Raw genomic sequence first — 20,192 nt, 5'->3', positions numbered from 1 at the left:
CTGCTGAGATAGGGGCATGAAATATAGAGGATAAAATAATGGCAGGATTATCAATTTGGCATGTGCTGATTTTTGCAATTGTGGTGATTTTATTGTTTGGTACATCGAAGCTGAAAAACCTGGGTAAAGATGTCGGCGGTGCAATTAAAGACTTTAAAAAATCAGTCAAAGATGAAGAAGCAGAAATGGCCAAGCTGCAAGAACCGCGAACGATTGATGCACAAGTCAAAACCCCTGAAACCTCGATCAAGAGTTAAGAGTCCGCTATGCTCAATATCGGAATGACCGAACTGCTGATTTTCGGGATTATTGCACTTCTGGTGCTTGGGCCAGACAAGTTGCCTGAGGCAGTCCGTTTTGTCGGAACATGGTATGGCAAGATCAAGCGCATGGTCAGCAATGTTCAGAACGATCTGGATCGTGAATTACGCTTGTCCGAACTGCGAGAACAGATGCAGGCCGAAATGCAGCGGATCCAGCAACTGGAAGCCAAGATGCAGGCACAAATGGCAGATTTGCAGCAGCCGATTGCAACTGATGAATTAAAAATAAAGCCTCAGGCTGCCCAGCCCGTGCTTCGCTATCAGCCTGTGGTACAGCCCGTATCAGCGGTGTATTTACCTCAGCCTGCACAAACTCAAGCAGTGATTTCCCAACAACGCTATACAGAAATGAAGGTGGCCGTATGACGTCTTTACCGACCACACCTGCCTCAAATGATGCTGCAGCGCTGAACCTTGAAGAGATGCCGATTACCCAGCATTTGGTGGTGTTAAGAAAACATCTGTTTAAAGTGGTTGCTGTCCTGATTGGCCTGTTTTTCTGTTTGCTGCCCTTTGCCAATCAGACCTATCAATGGTTATCTGAACCTTTACGGGCACAATTGCCTGCCAGCTCGACCATGATTGCCACGGATGTGACGGCAACATTCATGGCTCCGTTCAAGCTGAATTTCTTTGTGGCGCTGATGATCACAATGCCGTTTATTCTGTATCAGCTCTGGACATTTGTTAAACCGGCGTTATATGCCAAAGAAAAGAGTCTGGCACTGCCGCTTTTGATCGGCAGTATTGTGCTGTTTTATACCGGGATCAGCTTTGCCTACTTTGTGGCCTTACCTTCGATCCTGCATTTTTTTATCAGTGTCTCGCCGGAAACTGTGGCACCGATGACCGACATTAACAGTTATCTTAGCTTCTGTTTAAAGCTGTTTCTGGTCTTTGGTTTTACCTTTGAAATCCCGATTATTACCTTGGTTTTAATCCTGATTGGGGCAGTTTCAACACAAACCCTGGTGGAGAAACGGCGCTTTATTATTGTCGGCTGTTTCTTTGTCGCGATGTTCGTGACACCACCAGATGCACTGTCGATGATCATGTTGGCTGTACCGATGTGGTTGCTGTTTGAACTGGGTTTGCTGGCCGGAAAACTGATCGAAAAACGGCGTTTAAAAGCGCAATAAGAACAATCAGCCAAAACAAAAATCATGCTTTAACTCAGGCAGCTCCGGCTGTCTTTTTATTTTTAAAATATCAGTAAAATACTGATTTATTTAATCTTAATGTCACATTTCCTTAAGATTAGTGTCACATCTCAGACTTAAGGTATTGAAAACTTCTACACCACCAAGCACTTATTTTTACTTGAGACTTTAAAATGAAAAACGAAGACATGATACCTTGCCAGGATCTGGTTGAAGACAGTAATAATTCAAACAATAGCCACTTTCAAACAATTCTGGATCAATACACCAGTCGCCGTAGTTTTATTGCAAAAACCACCAGTGGGGCAATGGCCTTAGCCTTTGCAGCAACAGTAAGTGGTTGTTCAGATGATGATAATGATTCTGGCACGCCTGACACTAACCCCACCACACCACCAGACACCACGAACCCAGATCAACATGCATGGAGTGACCTGAAAGCGCGCCCGAATAAATTGACCTTTGAGCCGGTTCGCAAAAATACGCAAAACTTCTTTAGCGTGCCTGAAGGCTATGAACTGAAAGTGCTATATGCGGTCGGTGATCCAATTAACCCTGCATATTCAGAAAAGACAGATGTAACATTAGCTTCAGGTGCTTCTTATCAGTTCCGTGCAGGCGATAACCATGACGGCATGAGCTTTTTCGGTATGCATCCAAGCAACAAAAACTATGCGGCCAAAGAGTCCACCCAAGGTTTACTGGTTTTAAATCACGAATACCTGCAACAAGCTCAACTCCATACGCCAGAAGGCCCGATTACGATCGACGGTGTACGTCCAGAAGATCAGGTCCTTCGTGAAGTGAATGCGCATGGGGTTTCGGTAATTGAGATTAGCAAAGATGCCAATACACAAGAGGTTAAAATTAACTTAAATTCTAAGTTTAACCGTCGTATCACGGCAGCAACCGAGATGGAAATTCATGGACCCGCTCGCGGCTCTGACTTGGTGAAAACGATTTTCTCACCCGATGGAACGTTGACGCGCGGCACCTTTGCCAACTGTGGTAATGGGTATACACCTTGGGGCACTTACTTAACCGCGGAAGAAAACTGGAGTGGTTATTTTGCCCGTCAAGCCAATGACACCCGCGCGATTGCAAAAGAAGAAATTGCCTTGTCACGTTATGGTCGTGGCGGTAGTGAGGCCCGTTCATCTCAATACCGCTGGAATACTCCGGTTGCTGAATTAACCGGTGATAAAGGACTGTATGATCGTTGGGATATTTCAGTAAAAGGCGCCAGTGCTTTAGCTGATTATCGTAATGTCATGAATACCTGCGGATTCATTGTCGAGATTGATCCATTTAGCGCGAACACACGTCCGGTTAAACGTACTGCATTGGGCCGCTTTGCCCATGAAGACTGCCGCTGTAGTAATCCGATTCCGGGTCAGCCATTAGCCTTCTATATGGGGGATGATGCAACAGGCGAATATATCTATAAATTTGTTTCTGATGCAGTCTGGGATCCGAAAGATGTCAATGGGGGTTATACCGCTGGTGATAAATACATGGATAAAGGCACATTATATGTCGCTAAATTCAATGATGACGGTACAGGTGAATGGCTAGAACTGACTCATGGCAAAAATGGTTTAACCGCGGCCAATGAAATCTATCCATTTGCAGGCCAAGATGACATCGTCATCAATGCCCGTCTTGCTGCTGACCATGTTGGTGCGACCAAAATGGACCGTCCAGAATGGGTTGCAGTGAATCCGGAAAATGGCGAAGTGTATGTAACCTTAACCAACAACAGCAACCGTGGTCGTGCATATGAAACTGATGCTGCCAACCCACGTAGCTACATCGACTTTAAAGGCTCTTCAGCTAGCAATTCAGGCAATATGAATGGTCATATCATTCGTTTTAGTGAAGCTAAAAATACAGTGACAGCGACAAGTTTTGCTTGGGATATTTTCCTGTTCGGTGCAGAAGCACGTGCTGCCTCTAACATCAACCTGTCAGGTCTGGATGATTTAAATGACTTCTCCAGCCCGGACGGCATGTGGTTCGATCCACGCGGGATTCTGTGGATTCAGACCGATGATGGTCAGTACACCGATGAAACCAACTGCATGATGCTGGCAGCGCTGCCAGGTAAAGTCGGTGATGGAACCAAAGCGCTTGCTGCCAGCACCAAGGCAGAAGGACAAGCAACCTTTGTCGGTGCCAAGCTGAAGAATGATCGGGTTCGCCGTTTCCTCACCGGCCCATCAGGCTGTGAAATTACCGGTGTGACCATTACCCCGGACTACAAGGCGATTTTCGTCAACGTTCAGCATCCAGGGGGTGCATGGCCAGCCAACCAAAGCGAGCGTTATAGCCGTTTAGGCAAAGTGCCTCGCTCTGCGACTGTGGTGATTACCCGTAAAGATGGCGGTGCCATTGCGGGTGAAGCTTTGGAACAAGCGACCGTATAAAAAGCTGTTATTCAAAAATGCCGACGTCTAGTCGGCATTTTTTATATTCGGTGATTATTTCAGGCTAATTATTTTCTCAATAGTTTGACCTGCGGTCGCACCTTGTTGTGACTTCTCAATCCAGTGCCATTGTCCCTGCTGCATTCTCAAAAAATTTGAGCAGCGGGTGCCATAGGCCGGACTCTGAATAAAAGTCGAAGACAGCAGTTGTTCCATTTCCACGGAGATGCCGGTGTCTGGCAGAAGTTCAGGAATCACCTTGCGTTCATCTTCCAGAATATCCCAGACTGCATGACACAAATCTGCTTCTGCGATCTCCTGGTATTGCAGCATCGGTAAAAATTCCTGGGTAAAGCGTTTACGTAAATGTCGGGTCTTGTACCAGTCTTGGCTCATCAGGCCATTCGAAACCACATATACGCCATGCGCAAGTACTTGTGGTTCTTCACCGCGATTGCTCATATATACGGCCTGCTCTTGATCGCCGATAAACAGGTTAAAACCAGCATAGTCACACTGGCGTTGTTCCAGATCTTGGGCAAATCGGATCGGTGTTAAGTCAGAATCTAAAAAGTTCTGGATGATATGTCCACGTGAAGTCGGATAATGCCCTTTGTCCTGTCCATCACGAAAATTGGTAATCACCGCCCAACGACCGGAAGCTGTAATACCCATCCAGGTACCACCCGACTGTAGATCCTGCCCGGCAATTATCGGACTATTCTCCCATTCGTGTAGCTCCTGCGTAGGACGCTGATAGAACTCATCCCGATTTGAAATCAGACATAATGGGCTCTGATCCAGAACCTTCCAAGCCAATGCCACGATACACATAATTTACGCTCTCGATCTTTACACATTGAATGTACAACATTTTTCTTTGCTTTAAGCTAAAATCTGTGCAAAACAGAATCACAAGGAACAGGAATGCTCACCTATCCCAATATTGATCCCGTCGCGATTTCGCTCGGGCCCTTACAAGTCCACTGGTATGGACTGATGTACTTACTGGCATTTTTATTTGCCTGGGGATTGGCGACGTTTCGCGCCAAACAACGTGGCTGGACACCGGATATGGTGTCTGACCTGATTTTCTTCGGTGCACTCGGTGTGATCATTGGTGGCCGTGTCGGTTATGTCTTCTTCTACGGTTTTTCCCAGTTCCTGGCCGATCCTTTATGGCTGTTCCAGATCTGGACCGGCGGTATGAGTTTCCACGGAGGTTTCCTCGGGGTCATTCTGGCCATGTTGTGGTGGTGTAAGAAATATAAGATGACCTGGTTCCAGACTCTGGATTTTATCGCACCTTGCGTACCGACAGGCTTGATGTTTGGCCGAATTGGTAACTTTATTGGTGGCGAACTGTATGGCCGTCAGGTCACCGACCCAAACTTTGCCTGGGGCATGATCTTTCCGACCGATCCCCTGCAACTGGTGCGTCATCCATCTCAACTCTATCAGGCGCTGTGTGAAGGCCTGATCCTGTTTATTGTCTTATGGTGGTTCAGTTCCAAGCCTCGTCCACGTATGGCAGTTTCTGCGCTGTTCCTTATCGGTTATGGCCTGGCACGTTTTGTGGTTGAATTCTTCCGTGAGCCGGACAATGGTCAGCTGTTTATTGGCTGGATGAGCAAAGGACAATTCCTGAGCCTGCCAATGATCCTGATTGGCTTGTGGATGATGTGGTATGCCTACCAGAAGAAAATTTATGACTGGGGTCCACAAAAAAAATAGCTAAGAAAAAAGCTTAATTTAGCGAGGCAAAGGCCTCGCTTTTTTATATCCAAAATATGCTAAAGTGCCGATTATCTCTTCTATTCTTTCATCATTATGCTTGAGTTCTGGTTTAATCCGCAGGTATCTGTTCTCAAAAAGTTGTTGATCTTTATTATGATTGCAGCGACAGCTGCAGGCTTGTACTGGATGGAACCACTGCCCTTAGATTCGATTTTGATGTTTGTCGGTACCGGTATCATTTTTCTGATCTGCCGTTACTGCAAAATCCACTTTGCCAACAAAAACCCGACCGGTTTGCTGTATAGATTACTGACCTGGATTCCAATTGCCTTATTGATTGCTTTAGTTTTTATGAATATGCAACAGGGTGAAATCCTGATTCCAGGCGCACAAGGCATTGCCTTTATGGCTCTGGCAATTTGCCTGTTTTCACCATTGTCGCTGCTCAATCAGAACTCTCAGGATCCAGAGCCACCACATGCTTGAATTTTGGTATTCCGAACGCTGTAGCCGTCAAATCAAGCTGATGGTCATTATTGCGACCTGTATTTTGATTTATGCAGCATCGACTGTGGCCCAGTTAGATCCGGTATTTGTAGGGGTGAGTTTAGCGATTGGAATTGTCGTGCATTTACTGCACCATTCCCGCCTGAAAATTTCGAAATCCAATCCCTATGCAAATGGCTTTAGCGCCTTGAGCCGGGTGGTTCCCATCATTGCCTTAATTACCCTGTTTGGCTATTTGCCAGAACAGCACCAGCAATGGGGCAAATTTGCCTTGGGTCTGCAATGTCTTGGCTTTGCCGCGATTGGATTTTTTATCGTTTCAATCTATGAAAGCCGTGCGAAGCGTTTTGAGGACTGATCACTTCGCAGTATTTTCTTAGAAGTAAGTTTCCAGACGATAGTAACTATAAGTCACGTTTTTATTGCGATAAACTGCATGATCTCGCTGTTTAAAATCCGATACCCAGGCACTACCTGAATAAGCCGCGATATGTCCATATTTATGTCCCTGAGTACGGTCAATAATATAGATATCACCTTTTTTCGGCCGATCAAAAGAAGCATTAATTTTCTTATAACCCAGCTGCATCAGGGTACTTCCCCAATCTGCCGCTGCGACCGGATGATTCACAATTTTCGCACCAGAAGATTGCAGACCGACACGAATACTGCGCGCACATTTCTGTGTACTGGTATTTCGGGTAATGCCTTGCAGATAACTGGTAAATTTCTCGATATTGATACGATGGCCATTGCTTACGCCTGAAGCGTTACGGACAGTGGCTTTTTGGGATGACTTTTTAGGTCTTTGCTCCGATTGGGAACGCACCATGATATTCGCTTGGACAGGAGCATATACTTCGCTCATGTTTACTTGATGATCATAGATCATGCCTTACCAACCGCTCCTCACCTATAATTTAGGCTTTCATATTGTTAACAAGCCGAGAATACTAGTCGCTTAAATGTTATTTTTCACATTAAAAATGTAAATAAATTTGTCTATTTTTCCGGCATTCAAATTAAGCCATTCTTTCTAATACAGTTACAAAACCCATCATCTTTGCAAAAAAAATGTAAAGTAAAGCCAACTCCAACGCCTTGCAAAGCGTTTTCAGCCGGAAATACACAAAATGAGCCGTTATTTTCTTCTCCTCAAACCCTAGGGATTTAATCTGTAGCTCGGCCATTTTAAGGCAACATTTCACTACATGATTACATCATTTTGAGCTCTGCATCCTGTATTACACTGATGCGGCATTTTTAAATACTGATGCGGCATTTTTAAATATTGAACTAAACGGAGAAGAAAAATGAGTCAGACTTTAAGTACCGTTTCAAATTTTAATTTAGAACAATATTTAGGGACCTGGTATGAAATTGCACGTTTGCCGATGAAGCATCAACCTGAAGACAGCACCGATATTTCTGCGGTATATAGCTTGAATGAAAATGGTAAAGTTCGGGTTCAGAACCGCTGTCTGGATGGCGATGGCAAGCTGGATGAAGCCATTGCTGAAGCAACCATTGTCGATGCAGAACAGGCCAAGCTTGAAGTCAGCTTTTTACCTGAAGGCCTGCGTTGGATTCCGTTCACCAAGGGTGATTACTGGGTATTAAAAATCGATCCAGATTATCAGACCGCGCTTGTAGGCGAACCGAATAAAGAATATTTATGGCTACTGCATCGCGGTACCAGTCTGGACGAAGCGACTCAACGCGAATATTTAAGTTATGCAGAATCCTTGGGTTATGATCTGTCTGATCTGATTCATACAGCGCATACTGGCCACAAAACCGCTTAAATTGCAATCAAAAGACCTCCATCAGGAGGTCTTTTTTATTCTCAATTTGGACGATGAAAGCTCATCAAAAAATGCTATGATGTGCGCAATTTAAATTGTCCCTTTCGACAGAAAATTGATTACAAAATAATCCATTTTGCTGTTAAAACGGCGATTTTTAACAGATTCAAATAGAGAGAACTATGCGCCAATATCTTGACCTTTTACAACATATCCTCGACAACGGCGGCGATAAAGGCGACCGTACCGGTACAGGTACACGTTCGGTATTTGGTCATCAAATGCGCTTTGATCTTTCGCAAGGTTTTCCTTTACTGACCACCAAAAAAGTTCATTTCCGCTCTATCGTGATCGAACTGTTGTGGTTCCTGAAAGGCGATACCAATGTTCAATATTTAAAAGACAATAAAGTCTCGATTTGGGACGAATGGGCAACCGCAGAACAGACTGCGCGTTTTGGCCGTCCTGAAGGCGAACTGGGTCCAGTTTACGGCCACCAATGGCGTAATTTTGGGGCCAGCAAAAATGCAGACAATAGTTATAATCAGGACGGTTTTGACCAGATCAAATGGTTGATCAATGAAATTAAAACCAATCCAAATTCGCGCCGTCTGATTGTATCGGGCTGGAACCCGAATGAGGCAGGTCAGGTCGCATTACCACCTTGCCATACCCTGTTCCAGTTCTTTGTACATAATGGCAAATTATCTTGTCAGTTGTATCAGCGCAGTGCCGATGTATTTTTGGGTGTACCATTTAATATTGCCAGCTATGCTTTGTTGACGCATATGATTGCGCAAGTCTGTGATCTGGAAGTTGGTGATTTTGTCTGGACTGGCGGCGACACCCATTTGTACAGCAACCATTTTGAACAAGCACAGTTACAGCTCAGCCGTGAGCCATTAGGCCTTTGTCAATTAAAACTAAATCCTGAGATCAAAGACCTGTTCGATTTCAAATTTGAAGATATCGAAATTGTCGGTTATGAATCTCATCCAGGAATTAAAGCCCCTGTCGCTGTTTAATTTTCTTTATTATAAAGTTCCCTCTCCTCCTAGGAGAGGGCTAGGGAGAGGCCTTTTACCACGCGTGAATCGCCCACTCCTTTCAAAATATATTCCCGGCCCTAAAGCGTGAAGGCAATCAAGATAAATTGTTAACCTCTCCTTCGTACCAGTAAAAAATTACACGAAGGGCTTTGGGTTTGATGAGAAGGATCAATACATGTCATTTCAAGATTTAGAAGTTGTACACGTCGTCGCCATGGATCAGCAGCGTTGTATCGGCAAGGGCAATGATCTACCTTGGCATATCTCTGCCGATCTGAAGCACTTCAAGGAAATCACCCAAGGTGGTGTGGTGGTGATGGGTCGCAAGACACTAGAATCAATGGGACGTACTCTGCCTAAACGGGTGAACTGGGTGATTACCCGTGATCCAGACTGGGCATTTGCAGGCACCAAAGTCGCTTATAGCATTGAAGATGCGTTGAGTCAGGCCCTGACAGATGTGAAGGCTTCAGAAAAACCCGAAACCATTTTCATCATTGGTGGCGGTGAAATCTTTAAACAGACCATGAATATTACAGACCGTCTGGAACTGACCCATGTCGAACTGGATGTACAGGGCGATGCCTATTATCCTGAAATTCCGGCAGAATTCAAAAAAGTCGCGACCGAGCAACATATTGACGACAAAACCGGGATTGCTTTTGAGTTTGCAACCTACAGAAAATAAAGCCTATTTCTCATGAAAAAGTGACTATGCAGGGACGCGAATATATTTCCAAGCACTGGAGTCTGTGGCTGCTGGGTAGCCTGTTTACCCTCTTTGTCATTCTGTCGAGTCTGTGGCTCAGCCTGATGCTCTGGGTTCAGCAACCTCTCGGCAAGATTGGCAGCTTGATCCTGATTGGTGTTTGGTTAACGTTTTCCCTGCTGGTACTCGGGATCTACTTCACCCGGCACCTGATCTCGCGTAAAGTCGATAGCATTCTATATCTTCTGGTCTTTCTGTTTTGTCTGCTGGGCTATTTTAGTCTGCAAGCGCGTCAGGATCGGGAGTGGAATCCTGAAGTGGCTCAGTTGTTGCACTATGAACAACAAGGCGATCAGGTCACCCTGCACAATATCCGGAACTTTGACTGGCAAGCTGATGGTCGTTATATCGAACGTTGGGAAAGCCGCAGTTTTGACCTGAACCAGATTAGCGGGGTGAATATCATTACCTCCTACTGGATGGGTCCGAAAATTGCCCACACGTTGGTCAGCTTCGATTTTGCCAATCAAAAACCTCTCACTTTCTCGATTGAAATCCGCAAGGAAAAACATGAAGAGTTTTCTGCAATTGGTGGGTTTTTCCGTAAATATGAATTGAGTCTGGTGGCATCGGACGAAAAAGATATTGTGTATACACGTAGTAATATTCGCGGGGAGCAGGTGTATTTCTTTCCGGTAAATATGCCACAAGCTCAGGCCAAAGCCTTATTCAAAGAATATCTGGCCCAGGCCGATGAATTGGCCAGAGAACCCAAGTGGTATAACACCCTGACCAGTAATTGCACCACTCTGGTCTTTGATATGGTTCAGGCAGTATCGCAACAACAATTGCCTTCAGATTATCGACTGTTAGCGTCCGGCTATTTACCGAATTATCTCTATGATCTGAAAGTGCTGGATCAATCCTGGGATATGCACACCTGGTACCAACGGGCGCATGTGAATCCACGAGTCAAACAGAGCGCCGATCTGTCCAGCCAGGAATATTCGCAGCGACTTCGTCAAGGCCTGCCTGCACCTCAGACGCATTAACTGGCGTTTTATTACTGTAAATAAAGATACAAAACCGACTGGAACCCGGATCATTTTTTTGTTTATATACAAATAGCTAGTCAATAATCAGAGTATCTTTCATGCTAAAAAAATTAACTGCAATCGCCCTATTGGGTTCAGTATTGGCTGTAATGGGCTGCGAAACCGTACCGAATACCGCCACCACACAAACCACGAATCATTTACAACTTTTGCAAAATCGTACCTGGATTGCCACACAGATTGGCAATACTGAAATCAAGACCGCAGCTACTGCACCTCATCTTCCAAGTCTGCAATTTGATGCCAGTACCCAGCGTGTTTCCGGTTCAGATGGCTGTAACCGGGTTATGGGCAGCTATACCGCAGGCAAAGACAGCCTGCATTTAAGCCAGATGGCAACAACACGCATGGCCTGTATGCATAATGATCAGCTTGATCAGAAATTTAATGAAGCTTTAGCCAAGGTGACGCATTATCAGGTATTTGGTAAAACCCTAAAACTATTGGATCGTCATGGTAATGTGTTAATTCAGCTGGAAAGTGCAGTTCAGCCACGTTAAGACTTCCCTACAAAAAGCCTGTATTGGCGGGCTTTTTTATCTTTCATACTGATGGGCCAGGATTCAACCATCAGCCCAGTTCAATCGAATGAGGAATCAGCCATGCAACAAGCACTTTTTGGTGGTGGATGCTTTTGGTGTACCGAAGCGGTATTTTTACAAATTCAGGGCGTTCAGCAAGTCCTGAGTGGCTATGCCGGCGGTCATACCCCTGAGCCAAATTATGAGGCCGTGTGCGGCGGTGAAACCGGCCATGCTGAAGTTATTCTGGTTGATTTCGACGAAAACCAGATCAGCTATGCCCAGCTCCTTGAGGTGTTTTTTGCGACGCATGATCCAACCACTTTGAACCGTCAGGGCAATGACGTCGGCACCCAATATCGTTCCGTGATTTATTATCTGAATGCTGAACAAAAAACTCAGGCAGAAGCAGCCATGGATGCTTTAAAAAATGAAGGCCTGAATATTGTGACTGAACTCAGCCCGATGCCGACCTTCTATCCTGCTGAGGAATATCACCAAAATTTCTTTGCGAAAAACCCAAACCAAGGTTACTGCAATTTTGCCATTCCGCCAAAACTGAATAAATTACGCAGTAAATTTATGACTTTGTTAAAAACCCATTAATTTGCATAAAAAATGGGGATAAAAAAAGCGACTGAAATCAGTCGCTTTTTTTTGTTAGCTGAATCTTAGTTATCGGTTGCAAAGGCAATATCGCTGAGTCCGGCTCCACTCGCACGCGACATGACTTGAGCTACCGTGTCATAACGGGATTCTTTATCTGCTTTCAGCACAATCGTCGGCTGACGTTCAGTCTGACCTGCTTCATTAAAACGGGTCTGCAATTCGTCTAGGGTCAGGACATTGCCATTCCAGGCAATCTCACCTTCCGCATTGATGCTGATTGTGACATTTTCAGGCGGCAGATCAATAATCTCCGCAGTGGTTTGTGGCAAGGTTAATGGAATTGATGGGTTCGCAACGGTCGCTGTCACCAAGAAGATGATCATCAATACCAACATAATGTCGATGAGGGGAATGAGATTCATCTCATTCATACCTACATCGTTGTCTTCACCCAGTTGAAAAGCCATTAAGCTTGACCTCCCACTAAACTCTGTTGTGTTACTTTTTCATCAGACTTTTTTGCAGCAGATTCCTGTTGCAACATGGTGTCAATCAACAAGCCATGTGCCTGATCTTGTAACTCATGCGCCAAACCACGATTGAAACGCACACAGATGTTATAAGCCAGTACCGCAGGAATCGCGACGGCCAAGCCTAGACCCGTCATGATCAAGGCTTCACCGACTGGGGTTGCCACTTGTGCCAGACCAGCCTGACCGCTTTTACCCACTGCAACCAGCGCATGGAAAATACCCCACACGGTACCAAACAAACCGACAAATGGTGAAATCGAAGCAATCGTACCGAGGACGGATACCCCTTTTTCAGCATTGGCTTTTTCGGCTGAAATCTGACGTAACAATGCCTGTTCTGCCACTGCCTTACGCTGTTCAAAGCCCAAAGGAGCCAATTTGGTTTTCAGTTGCTCCAATGCTTGAGACAGCTGGGTATAAGCAACTTGTTTAAGCTGGCGAGTGCCCATTAAACGCAGCACAAAAATGGTCCATGTCGCAATCGACATTGCCAATAACACGAAGTACAGCGTTTTACTGACTGCATCAGCGTGTTGCCAATAAACTGAAAAGTTCATCTTCGAACTCCTAATGGGTTAGCCGTTATTTGGTAATTTGAAAATCGAAAGGCTGCTCAACCCGGGTTGGATAAGCCACACCATTTTCCACATATTTGGTTAGTTGCGCGCGGCGTACCGCTGCTTCAACTTTACGGTTCACTGCCGAGCTACAATCCGAATTACGTGCAGTCGCAGAAACCACTTTACCCTGCTCATTTGCCGCCACATCGACTACCATCGAACAAGTCGCTCTTAACTCACCTGAAGACAAGGAAACTTTCGGTGCGCGCTGCCAGCTCACCCCCCCCCCAATCGAGACACTTTTTGGTGATGGCGGCGCAGCAGGTGCTGGCGGTGCTACAGGCGCAGGTGGCGCGACTGGAGCTGGTGCCGGTTGCACTTTGGTTTCGGTGACCACTGTCGGTACCACCGGACTTGGGGTTGGTTTAGCTTCAACGGGTGGTGCTTTCACGACTTTAGGTGCTTCTGCCTTCTTCACCTGTTCTATTTTTTCAACTTTTTTCGGTGGTGGTGGCAGCGGTTTATCTACAATTTTGACTTCTTTGGGCTTAGGCGGCTCTTTTTGTGGCTCGGCCTTCGGCTTTGGCGGTAAAGGTTTTGGTGCTTCCTGCAATTTCACAAAGCGCACTTTGAGCGGCTCTTTCTCTATAGGCTTAAGCTCTGGTGCGTCCATCTGGCTCACTGCCCACAATAGGCCCACATGTCCAACGAACACGGCAGCCAGAATCGAGATGACTTTCTTTTTCATCTTGTTGGGCGGTGTAGGTGGCATGGGAGCAGCAACTTGACTCATTAAATCTATTACCTTGAGGAGATGATGTGAAACAAACAATCAAGCTCATCGGTTAGCACAATTAAAGTACGCCAATAATAAATGAGAAGTGTTTTCATTTGCAACTACTAATCATACCTTTCACTGATTTTTTTTGCATCAAAACAAAAAAAGGCACACTAAAAGTATGCCTTTTTAAATAGGGATGCAAGTTTTATTGGAACACTACAGTTTTATTGCCATCGACAATAATACGGTCTTCCAGATGCCATTTCACTGCACGTGCCAGTACATTACGTTCTACATCCTGACCGAGTTCACGCAACTGTTCAACGGTAAAGTCATGATTGACACGTTCTACGTCCTGCTCGATGATCGGACCCTGATCCAGATCGGCAGTAACATAGTGTGCAGTCGCACCGATCAGCTTGACACCTTTTTCATGCGCCTGCTTATACGGATTTGCACCGACAAATGCGGGCAGGAATGAATGGTGAATATTGATCACTTTCATTTCCCACTTACTTACAAATTCTTCATCTAGAATCTGCATATAACGTGCCAATACCAACAGGTCATTGCCCTGCATTAACTGGTCAATTTCTGCATAGGCTTCAGGCTTGTTGTCTTTGGTCACCGGCACCACTTCAAATGGAATCCCAAAGTTTTCAACCGCTTCGCGTAAAGTCTCGTGATTCGATACCACCTTGGTAATTTCACATGGCAAACCACCACGGGCATGACGCCATAACAGCTCAAGCAAGGCATGATCGACCTTAGACACCAAAATACCGACTTTCTTCACATCGCTGACCAGAGCCAGACGCCATTGCATGCCATAACGCTCTGCGACATTTACCGCAAAAGTCTGGGTAATGCTTTCTTTACGGCTTTGCAGATGATCCAGTTCAAATTCAACGCGCATGAAGTAACGGCCGCCCTGCGCTGCTGTCGCATATTGGTCAAGCGCAGTAATATTGGCACCTTGATGATACAAGAAGCTCGAAACAGCCTGCACGATGCCCGGCTTGTCTTCACAAGTAATCAATAAACGTGCGGTGTTAGCAGTCGTCATATTCATGTTGGTTTAAGTCACTAATCAGTTAAATTTAAAATAAGCCGAGTATTCTAGCGCGTTTCCGAAATATTCTGAATAGGCGACTCGACTTCTGTGTTTTTTGCAGATGACAGGCTGGCAAAAAGTTCCGAAGAACCCAGGCTATTTAGCAAACCTTCATAAGTTTGACGGCTTTCACCGCGTAAATAGGCCCCTTCCAGGAACACCATTTGACGGAGTGCCTGCCAGACCCATTTTTCTTCCAGCGTATTGGAATCGGTCAGATGACCTGACATATATAGGAAGTTGGTCCAGTTGGTCAGTACAATCCACAGGTTAATGATCAGTGCTTCAATTTCTGAATCGGTCATGTCCATCAAGCCAGCATTCACAAAAGCCTTATAGATTTTCTGACCTTGCTGCATCACCTCGCCGGCAAAGCGTGGATACATCTTGCGGAAATCTTCGTTATTTTCGACCAGATGATAGACATCGCGATGCAGGAAACGATAAGCCCACAGCTGACTGCTCAGTACCTGAAAATAATGAATCTTGTCATTGGCATCCAGAGCACGATCATCCGGCAGCGCCAGCATTTCCAGAGTTTGCTGCTGGTACTCCTCCATCAGTTCTTTAATAATTTCATTCTTATTACGGAAATGATAATACAGGTTACCAGGGCTCATCCCGAGTTCAGCCGCAATATGATTGGTGGTCACAGAGCGTTCGCCACGTTCATTGAACAGCTGCAAACTGAGCTGCAAGATACGCTCTTTAGTTTTTAAGGTTTTGGTTTGGGACATCCTAAAATAACCATTCAGTTCGTGCATTAGCAGGCTAACACACAAAGTCACTTGACTAATTAGAGTATTTGCTCTAAAAATTAATTAATCGATTTTTGAATAATGGTAGTGCGGCATGAACAGTCACACAAAAACAATATCAATGACACCACATTTTTTTGATGGCCAATACTTAAATGAGCTTTTGGCACAACAAAAACATGCTTACTTAAACTATCCTTTGCCGACGGCAAAGGAACGCATCGATCGTTTAGCTCGACTTAAGCGTATCTTAGTTAAGTATCAAGATCAATTTGCAGAGGCAATTAATCAGGATTATGGTAACCGCTCGATTGGGGAAACCAAAATTGGTGAACTACTCACCTGTCTGGAACATATCAAATATTATAGCAAAAACTTGACCCGATGGATGAAACCCTCCAAGCGTCATGTCGGCATTATTCATCAACCGGCCAAAGCTTGGGTGCAATATCAGCCTTTGGGCGTGATTGGGATTATTGCACCGTGGAACTATCCATTGTTGCTGTCCATTGGTCCTCTGATTTGTGCATTGGCTGCCGGCAACCACGCCATGATCAAGATTTCTAGTGCATCGGCTGCGTTTGGTGAAGTGCTTGAAAAAGCCTTGGCAGAAGCCTTTCCAAAAGAGCTGGTCGCAGTGGTCAATGGTGGCGGTGTGATCTCAGATGCTTTCTGTCGTCTAGCCTTCGACAAAATGATTTTTACCGGCTCGACTGCTGTGGGTAAAACCGTGATGGCAGCCGCAGCAGAAAATCTGGTTCCGGTGATTCTGGAACTCGGGGGCAAGTCTCCAGTCCTGGTACATCCATCAATTGATCTGCGTGATGTCGCACAGCGGATTGCGGTGGGCAAACTCTGGAATGCCGGTCAAACCTGTGTCGCACCGGACTATATGTTCATGCCTCGTGGCAAGACAGCAGAATTTATTGATCATTTTAAAGCCTGTGTCGAAAGAATGTATCCGGATATCACTCATAATCAGGATTACACCTCGATTGTGAATGACAAACAGTACAACCGTCTGCAAGGCTATCTGGATGATGCACGTGAACAGGGTGCTCATGTTATTGAAATCAATCCGCGCCATGAAAATTCCGCTGATCTGCGTAAAATTTCCCCCACCATTGTGACCAATGTCACACCAAGCATGCAGATCATGCAGCATGAAATCTTTGGTCCACTGCTGCCAATCATGGAATATGATCAAATTGATGAAGTTATCGACTTTATTAATAGCCGTCCACGCCCACTTGCTTTATACTACTTCGACTTTGATCAAGCGCGTGCTGATTATGTCGCACAGCGTACCCATTCAGGGCATTTCGGGCAAAATACGGTATTAACCCATGTTGCACAAGACGATCTACCATTTGGGGGTGTCGGTGCATCAGGTATGGGGAAATATCACGGTCCAGAAGGCTTCTTCAGTTTGTCGCATGAACGCTCGGTAATGTCGAATCCAAAGCTGTATAGCTTGAAATACATTCTGCCGCCGTTCAATAAACCGATTCACAAGCTGATTTCGAAGACACTTCTCCGTTAAATGATCAAGGCATGAGCTATCGATATAGCTCGTGCTGCGTTTTGACGAAAATCGCTTGTCTTTTAAGCGCATTTTTGATATAAAACGCCCCTTGAATGATTTCAATCCGTTTATTTTTGACTGGCCATACAGATTTGCTGTTGGCTAAATCAATGGAGTTACACCATGTCTAAGGTTTGCCAAGTTACCGGCAAGCGTCCAGTCGTTGGTAACAACGTCTCACACGCCAACAACAAAACTAAACGCCGGTTCGAGCCGAACCTGCACCACCACCGTTTCTGGTTAGAAAGCGAAAAACGTTTTGTACGTCTTCGTTTAACCACTAAAGGTATGCGTATTATCGACAAATTGGGCATTGAAAAGGTTGTTGCTGACCTACGTGCTCAAGGTCAAAAGATCTAAGGAGTCTGAACCATGCGTGATAAAATTCGCTTAGTTTCTTCAGCTGGTACAGGTTATTTCTATACCACGACTAAGAACAAACGTACTATGCCGGAAAAAATGGAAATCAAAAAATTTGATCCAAAAATCCGTCAACACGTAATCTTCAAAGAAGCTAAAATCAAATAATTTTGGCTTTTTAAAAAAAACGACCCTTTCAGGTCGTTTTTTTTTGCATTTTTTTTACCCCACTTGATAAACTTTCTACATGTTTTGGCACTTTTTGTGCTTATTTCCCAGCAAACCTAACTAAAGGAGTATTTAGTGCCACATGACGTAGAACTCATTATATTATTGGCTGTTGGTTTTGGCTTAGCCCTGGTTTTTGGCTATATCGCTGCACGTCTGCGCCTCCCCCCACTTATCGGCTATCTGGTGGCCGGCATTCTGATTAGTCCCAATACACCCGGTGTGGTCGGCGACATTCATCTGGCCAACCAGCTGGCAGAATTAGGTGTCATGTTCCTGATGTTCGGGGTCGGGATGCATTTCTCGCTAAGTGATCTGATGCAGGTGCGGCGGATTGCATTGCCCGGTGCAATTTTGCAAATTGCAGTCGCCACTCTGCTCGGAGTGGGAGTCTCGATGTTATGGGGCTGGAGCTTTGGCTCTGCGCTCGTATTCGGTTTAAGCCTATCCTGTGCCAGTACGGTGGTTCTACTCAAAGCACTCGGTGATCGTGGTCTGCTCGATTCAATTAATGGCCGGATTGCCGTCGGTTGGCTTTTGGTCGAAGATCTGGTCATGGTCTTGGCCTTGGTATTATTGCCGGCCACTGCCTTACTTCTAGGCGGACAAGCACTTGAAGGTGCGAGCGATGACAATATCTGGGCCACTTTAGGCATTACCCTGCTGAAAGTCGCAGGCTTTATTGCCTTTATGCTGATTATTGGTAAACGTCTGGTGCCGATGATCATCCAAGTCGTGGCACGTCTGGGTTCTCGTGAGCTGTTTACCCTGACTGTGGTCGCTGCGGCCATCTCGATTGCCTTTGGGGCCTATAAGGTTTTTGGGGTATCTATGGCGCTGGGGGCTTTCTTTGCCGGGATGGTGGTGAAAGAGTCAGATTTCAGTCATCGCGCGGAACAAGAAACCTTGCCGCTGCGTGAAATCTTCTCAATCTTATTCTTTGTTTCTGTCGGCATGCTGTTTGATCCGCGTATTTTACTGGAACAGCCACTCCATGTGCTGACAGTCGTCGGCATTATTCTGATTGGTAAAACTCTGGCGGCAATGGCACTGGTATTGTTCTTCCGCTATCCAATCAATACCGCGTTGACTGTTGGCGCTTCGCTGGCACAGATTGGTGAATTTTCATTTATTTTGGCAGCACTTGGGGTGTCACTGAATCTGCTTTCACTAGAAGGTCAAAACCTGATTCTGGCGGGCGCATTGATCTCGATCACTCTCAACTCCTTTATCTTCTCCGCGATTGAACCGGTACAAAAATGGATTCGGGAACGCTCGACCCTGGCACGTTTACTGGAACGCAGTGGTGATCCCTTGGCGATGTTACCCGATGAAGTTTCACAGGATTACTTGCGTGATCAGGTGGTGCTGATTGGTCATGGTGAAGTGGGGCGTCGTATTACCCGCTCATTAATGGAAGAAAATATCAAGGTGGTTATTGCAGAAGAAAACCGCGATATTGTCGAAAATCTGCGTGAAAAAGGCATTGCCGCGGTTTCAGGCGCTGCGACTGAAGCTGGTGTTTTGATCCAGGCGCATATTCAACATGCGCGCTTACTGGTCATTTCCCCTATGGATATCATCGATATTCATAAAATTGTAGATATTGCCAAGACCTTGAATCCGAAAATTCAGGTATTGGTCTGTGCCGAAAGCAAGGAAGAAGCTGAAGCGATCCGTCGTGATAATATCGGCGCGGTGTATTATGCCAAAGAAGAAATGGCGAAGAATATGAGTAACCATATTTTGAACCAGATCGAAATTGCGCATCAGCATCCCCCTTCTCATTAATCTCTCCGCATAAAAAAAGTTGCCCAATGTGGCAACTTTTTTTACGGATAATCACAAGATTTTTTGTATAAGCTGAATTCAAATCATCAGGAGTAAAATCACAGAAACGGGGTTTTCATTTCTTGAAATTCACCTTGAGCTCGTACTTAAAATCTAACTTATTCCCCAACCCTTTAAAATCAAAAAGCACACCGATAGTGTGCTTTTGAATACATTGTAATCTTAACTCATATACTTCGGCTCTTCATCTACGACTTCAGCCTGCCATTCATTGACCTGCTGTTCCAGCAAGCCATACAGGGCCGCCTGAATCATCTGCTGCGCAATCACAGGCGTCTGCTCTCCGAGTAGAGCCTTCACCTCGTCATTAAACTGAATCATGACCAAAGGCTGTTTATGCGAACCTGCATTGCGTAAAGCCAAGGCACCACCTTCAAGTTGAACGAGTTCTAAAATCGCGTCTTGATTACCAAATAAGTCTTTCAACTGTTCTATAGACATATATCCTCCATGTTCAACAT

At 45.3% G+C, this 20,192-nt stretch carries 25 protein-coding genes; 17 read left to right on the top strand and 8 right to left on the bottom strand.

Annotated features, from left to right (window positions below; all coding sequences use genetic code 11):
- Positions 1-38: 38 nt before the first annotated feature.
- The 4 genes from tatA (at position 39) to FTU95_RS07965 (ending at position 3,909) form a co-directional block, all read left to right on the top strand.
- Positions 39-257, top strand: coding sequence for a Sec-independent protein translocase subunit TatA (gene tatA, locus FTU95_RS07980; protein ID WP_100355649.1), 219 nt, complete (start codon positions 39-41; stop codon positions 255-257).
- A 9-nt stretch (positions 258-266) separates the two neighbouring features.
- The gene (gene tatB, locus FTU95_RS07975) at positions 267-689 is read left to right on the top strand and encodes a Sec-independent protein translocase protein TatB (protein ID WP_100355648.1); all 423 of its coding nucleotides are present in this window, start codon (positions 267-269) and stop codon (positions 687-689) included.
- Positions 686-1,462 (top strand): twin-arginine translocase subunit TatC, encoded by a 777-nt coding sequence (gene tatC, locus FTU95_RS07970; protein WP_100355647.1) that lies wholly within the window; start codon positions 686-688, stop codon positions 1,460-1,462. Before tatB ends, tatC begins: the two co-directional genes overlap by 4 nt.
- A 194-nt stretch (positions 1,463-1,656) precedes the next feature.
- Positions 1,657-3,909, top strand: coding sequence for a PhoX family phosphatase (locus FTU95_RS07965; RefSeq protein WP_180078127.1), 2,253 nt, complete (start codon positions 1,657-1,659; stop codon positions 3,907-3,909).
- A 54-nt stretch (positions 3,910-3,963) separates the two neighbouring features.
- Here FTU95_RS07965 and FTU95_RS07960 read toward each other — a convergent pair whose 3' ends face one another.
- On the bottom strand, positions 3,964-4,743 hold the full coding sequence (locus FTU95_RS07960) for an NRDE family protein (protein WP_180078125.1): 780 nt from the start codon (positions 4,741-4,743) through the stop codon (positions 3,964-3,966).
- A gap of 93 nt (positions 4,744-4,836) precedes the next feature.
- On the opposite strand from FTU95_RS07960, the gene lgt reads away from it, so the two are divergent.
- The 3 genes from lgt to FTU95_RS07945 all read left to right on the top strand — a co-directional run bounded on the left by lgt (position 4,837) and on the right by FTU95_RS07945 (position 6,511).
- The gene (gene lgt / locus FTU95_RS07955) at positions 4,837-5,643 is read left to right on the top strand and encodes a prolipoprotein diacylglyceryl transferase (RefSeq protein WP_180078122.1); all 807 of its coding nucleotides are present in this window, start codon (positions 4,837-4,839) and stop codon (positions 5,641-5,643) included.
- 96 nt (positions 5,644-5,739) lie between these two features.
- Entirely contained in the window at positions 5,740-6,132 is a 393-nt protein-coding gene (locus FTU95_RS07950) for a hypothetical protein (protein ID WP_180078120.1), read from the top strand.
- Complete coding sequence (locus tag FTU95_RS07945) at positions 6,125-6,511, top strand: hypothetical protein (protein WP_180078118.1); 387 nt, start codon at positions 6,125-6,127, stop codon at positions 6,509-6,511. Before FTU95_RS07950 ends, FTU95_RS07945 begins: the two co-directional genes overlap by 8 nt.
- An 18-nt stretch (positions 6,512-6,529) precedes the next feature.
- Here FTU95_RS07945 and FTU95_RS07940 read toward each other — a convergent pair whose 3' ends face one another.
- Positions 6,530-7,045, bottom strand: coding sequence for a hypothetical protein (locus FTU95_RS07940; RefSeq protein WP_005107935.1), 516 nt, complete (start codon positions 7,043-7,045; stop codon positions 6,530-6,532).
- A 421-nt stretch (positions 7,046-7,466) separates the two neighbouring features.
- Between FTU95_RS07940 and FTU95_RS07935 the strand changes: the two genes are divergently transcribed.
- The 6 genes from FTU95_RS07935 to msrA all read left to right on the top strand — a co-directional run bounded on the left by FTU95_RS07935 (position 7,467) and on the right by msrA (position 11,958).
- Complete coding sequence (locus FTU95_RS07935; RefSeq protein WP_180078116.1) at positions 7,467-7,958, top strand: lipocalin family protein; 492 nt, start codon at positions 7,467-7,469, stop codon at positions 7,956-7,958.
- A gap of 182 nt (positions 7,959-8,140) precedes the next feature.
- Positions 8,141-8,983: a thymidylate synthase gene (gene thyA, locus FTU95_RS07930; RefSeq protein ID WP_004278429.1), complete on the top strand. Its 843-nt coding sequence runs from the start codon at positions 8,141-8,143 to the stop codon at positions 8,981-8,983.
- Between the two features lie 199 nt (positions 8,984-9,182).
- A complete protein-coding gene (locus tag FTU95_RS07925; RefSeq protein WP_180078114.1) occupies positions 9,183-9,695 on the top strand; it encodes a dihydrofolate reductase in 513 nt (170 codons plus the stop codon).
- A 26-nt stretch (positions 9,696-9,721) separates the two neighbouring features.
- Entirely contained in the window at positions 9,722-10,768 is a 1,047-nt protein-coding gene (locus FTU95_RS07920) for a DUF4105 domain-containing protein (RefSeq protein WP_005095536.1), read from the top strand.
- A 101-nt stretch (positions 10,769-10,869) separates the two neighbouring features.
- Positions 10,870-11,331: an META domain-containing protein gene (locus FTU95_RS07915; RefSeq protein WP_180071914.1), complete on the top strand. Its 462-nt coding sequence runs from the start codon at positions 10,870-10,872 to the stop codon at positions 11,329-11,331.
- A gap of 102 nt (positions 11,332-11,433) precedes the next feature.
- The gene (msrA, locus tag FTU95_RS07910; RefSeq protein ID WP_005095533.1) at positions 11,434-11,958 is read left to right on the top strand and encodes a peptide-methionine (S)-S-oxide reductase MsrA; all 525 of its coding nucleotides are present in this window, start codon (positions 11,434-11,436) and stop codon (positions 11,956-11,958) included.
- Positions 11,959-12,023: 65 nt separating this feature from the next.
- Here msrA and FTU95_RS07905 read toward each other — a convergent pair whose 3' ends face one another.
- From FTU95_RS07905 to FTU95_RS07885, 5 genes are all read right to left on the bottom strand, one after another.
- Entirely contained in the window at positions 12,024-12,428 is a 405-nt protein-coding gene (locus FTU95_RS07905) for a biopolymer transporter ExbD (RefSeq protein ID WP_005172785.1), read from the bottom strand.
- The gene (locus FTU95_RS07900) at positions 12,428-13,051 is read right to left on the bottom strand and encodes a MotA/TolQ/ExbB proton channel family protein (protein ID WP_005095531.1); all 624 of its coding nucleotides are present in this window, start codon (positions 13,049-13,051) and stop codon (positions 12,428-12,430) included. Before FTU95_RS07900 ends, FTU95_RS07905 begins: the two co-directional genes overlap by 1 nt.
- A gap of 25 nt (positions 13,052-13,076) precedes the next feature.
- Positions 13,077-13,847: a TonB-dependent receptor gene (locus FTU95_RS07895; protein ID WP_180078112.1), complete on the bottom strand. Its 771-nt coding sequence runs from the start codon at positions 13,845-13,847 to the stop codon at positions 13,077-13,079.
- A gap of 193 nt (positions 13,848-14,040) precedes the next feature.
- On the bottom strand, positions 14,041-14,907 hold the full coding sequence (purU, locus tag FTU95_RS07890) for a formyltetrahydrofolate deformylase (RefSeq protein ID WP_005095527.1): 867 nt from the start codon (positions 14,905-14,907) through the stop codon (positions 14,041-14,043).
- 47 nt (positions 14,908-14,954) lie between these two features.
- Positions 14,955-15,686: a TetR/AcrR family transcriptional regulator gene (locus tag FTU95_RS07885; RefSeq protein ID WP_034608773.1), complete on the bottom strand. Its 732-nt coding sequence runs from the start codon at positions 15,684-15,686 to the stop codon at positions 14,955-14,957.
- Between the two features lie 115 nt (positions 15,687-15,801).
- On the opposite strand from FTU95_RS07885, the gene FTU95_RS07880 reads away from it, so the two are divergent.
- The 4 genes from FTU95_RS07880 (at position 15,802) to FTU95_RS07865 (ending at position 19,671) form a co-directional block, all read left to right on the top strand.
- Complete coding sequence (locus tag FTU95_RS07880) at positions 15,802-17,250, top strand: coniferyl aldehyde dehydrogenase (protein ID WP_180078110.1); 1,449 nt, start codon at positions 15,802-15,804, stop codon at positions 17,248-17,250.
- Positions 17,251-17,415: 165 nt separating this feature from the next.
- Positions 17,416-17,652: a 50S ribosomal protein L28 gene (gene rpmB, locus FTU95_RS07875; RefSeq protein WP_000048256.1), complete on the top strand. Its 237-nt coding sequence runs from the start codon at positions 17,416-17,418 to the stop codon at positions 17,650-17,652.
- A 12-nt stretch (positions 17,653-17,664) separates the two neighbouring features.
- Positions 17,665-17,820, top strand: a complete 156-nt coding sequence (gene rpmG, locus FTU95_RS07870) for a 50S ribosomal protein L33 (protein ID WP_001205031.1) — start codon at positions 17,665-17,667, stop codon at positions 17,818-17,820.
- A gap of 135 nt (positions 17,821-17,955) precedes the next feature.
- Positions 17,956-19,671: a cation:proton antiporter gene (locus FTU95_RS07865; RefSeq protein WP_100357550.1), complete on the top strand. Its 1,716-nt coding sequence runs from the start codon at positions 17,956-17,958 to the stop codon at positions 19,669-19,671.
- Between the two features lie 222 nt (positions 19,672-19,893).
- On the opposite strand, the gene FTU95_RS07860 is transcribed toward FTU95_RS07865, so the two are convergent.
- Positions 19,894-20,172 (bottom strand): hypothetical protein, encoded by a 279-nt coding sequence (locus FTU95_RS07860; protein WP_004278462.1) that lies wholly within the window; start codon positions 20,170-20,172, stop codon positions 19,894-19,896.
- Positions 20,173-20,192: the final 20 nt, after the last annotated feature.

The sequence above is a fragment of the Acinetobacter sp. YH12208 genome, assembly GCF_013418055.1.
In the GTDB taxonomy this organism is placed as follows: domain Bacteria; phylum Pseudomonadota; class Gammaproteobacteria; order Pseudomonadales; family Moraxellaceae; genus Acinetobacter; species Acinetobacter pseudolwoffii.
The sequence above is the reverse complement of the archived record's forward strand: the minus strand, read 5'-3'. Positions and strand labels throughout refer to the sequence as shown.

Excerpts from the sequence above, each read along its gene's own strand:
- tatA (WP_100355649.1), top strand. The coding sequence starts at position 39 with ATGGCAGGATTATCAATTTGGCATGTGCTGATTTTTGCAATTGTGGTG.
- tatB (WP_100355648.1), top strand. The coding sequence starts at position 267 with ATGCTCAATATCGGAATGACCGAACTGCTGATTTTCGGGATTATTGCA.
- tatC (WP_100355647.1), top strand. The coding sequence starts at position 686 with ATGACGTCTTTACCGACCACACCTGCCTCAAATGATGCTGCAGCGCTG.
- FTU95_RS07965 (WP_180078127.1), top strand. The coding sequence starts at position 1,657 with ATGAAAAACGAAGACATGATACCTTGCCAGGATCTGGTTGAAGACAGT.
- FTU95_RS07960 (WP_180078125.1), bottom strand. The coding sequence starts at position 4,743 with ATGTGTATCGTGGCATTGGCTTGGAAGGTTCTGGATCAGAGCCCATTA.
- lgt (WP_180078122.1), top strand. The coding sequence starts at position 4,837 with ATGCTCACCTATCCCAATATTGATCCCGTCGCGATTTCGCTCGGGCCC.
- FTU95_RS07950 (WP_180078120.1), top strand. The coding sequence starts at position 5,740 with ATGCTTGAGTTCTGGTTTAATCCGCAGGTATCTGTTCTCAAAAAGTTG.
- FTU95_RS07945 (WP_180078118.1), top strand. The coding sequence starts at position 6,125 with ATGCTTGAATTTTGGTATTCCGAACGCTGTAGCCGTCAAATCAAGCTG.
- FTU95_RS07940 (WP_005107935.1), bottom strand. The coding sequence starts at position 7,045 with ATGATCTATGATCATCAAGTAAACATGAGCGAAGTATATGCTCCTGTC.
- FTU95_RS07935 (WP_180078116.1), top strand. The coding sequence starts at position 7,467 with ATGAGTCAGACTTTAAGTACCGTTTCAAATTTTAATTTAGAACAATAT.
- thyA (WP_004278429.1), top strand. The coding sequence starts at position 8,141 with ATGCGCCAATATCTTGACCTTTTACAACATATCCTCGACAACGGCGGC.
- FTU95_RS07925 (WP_180078114.1), top strand. The coding sequence starts at position 9,183 with ATGTCATTTCAAGATTTAGAAGTTGTACACGTCGTCGCCATGGATCAG.
- FTU95_RS07920 (WP_005095536.1), top strand. The coding sequence starts at position 9,722 with ATGCAGGGACGCGAATATATTTCCAAGCACTGGAGTCTGTGGCTGCTG.
- FTU95_RS07915 (WP_180071914.1), top strand. The coding sequence starts at position 10,870 with ATGCTAAAAAAATTAACTGCAATCGCCCTATTGGGTTCAGTATTGGCT.
- msrA (WP_005095533.1), top strand. The coding sequence starts at position 11,434 with ATGCAACAAGCACTTTTTGGTGGTGGATGCTTTTGGTGTACCGAAGCG.
- FTU95_RS07905 (WP_005172785.1), bottom strand. The coding sequence starts at position 12,428 with ATGGCTTTTCAACTGGGTGAAGACAACGATGTAGGTATGAATGAGATG.
- FTU95_RS07900 (WP_005095531.1), bottom strand. The coding sequence starts at position 13,051 with ATGAACTTTTCAGTTTATTGGCAACACGCTGATGCAGTCAGTAAAACG.
- FTU95_RS07895 (WP_180078112.1), bottom strand. The coding sequence starts at position 13,847 with ATGAGTCAAGTTGCTGCTCCCATGCCACCTACACCGCCCAACAAGATG.
- purU (WP_005095527.1), bottom strand. The coding sequence starts at position 14,907 with ATGAATATGACGACTGCTAACACCGCACGTTTATTGATTACTTGTGAA.
- FTU95_RS07885 (WP_034608773.1), bottom strand. The coding sequence starts at position 15,686 with ATGTCCCAAACCAAAACCTTAAAAACTAAAGAGCGTATCTTGCAGCTC.
- FTU95_RS07880 (WP_180078110.1), top strand. The coding sequence starts at position 15,802 with ATGAACAGTCACACAAAAACAATATCAATGACACCACATTTTTTTGAT.
- rpmB (WP_000048256.1), top strand. The coding sequence starts at position 17,416 with ATGTCTAAGGTTTGCCAAGTTACCGGCAAGCGTCCAGTCGTTGGTAAC.
- rpmG (WP_001205031.1), top strand. The coding sequence starts at position 17,665 with ATGCGTGATAAAATTCGCTTAGTTTCTTCAGCTGGTACAGGTTATTTC.
- FTU95_RS07860 (WP_004278462.1), bottom strand. The coding sequence starts at position 20,172 with ATGTCTATAGAACAGTTGAAAGACTTATTTGGTAATCAAGACGCGATT.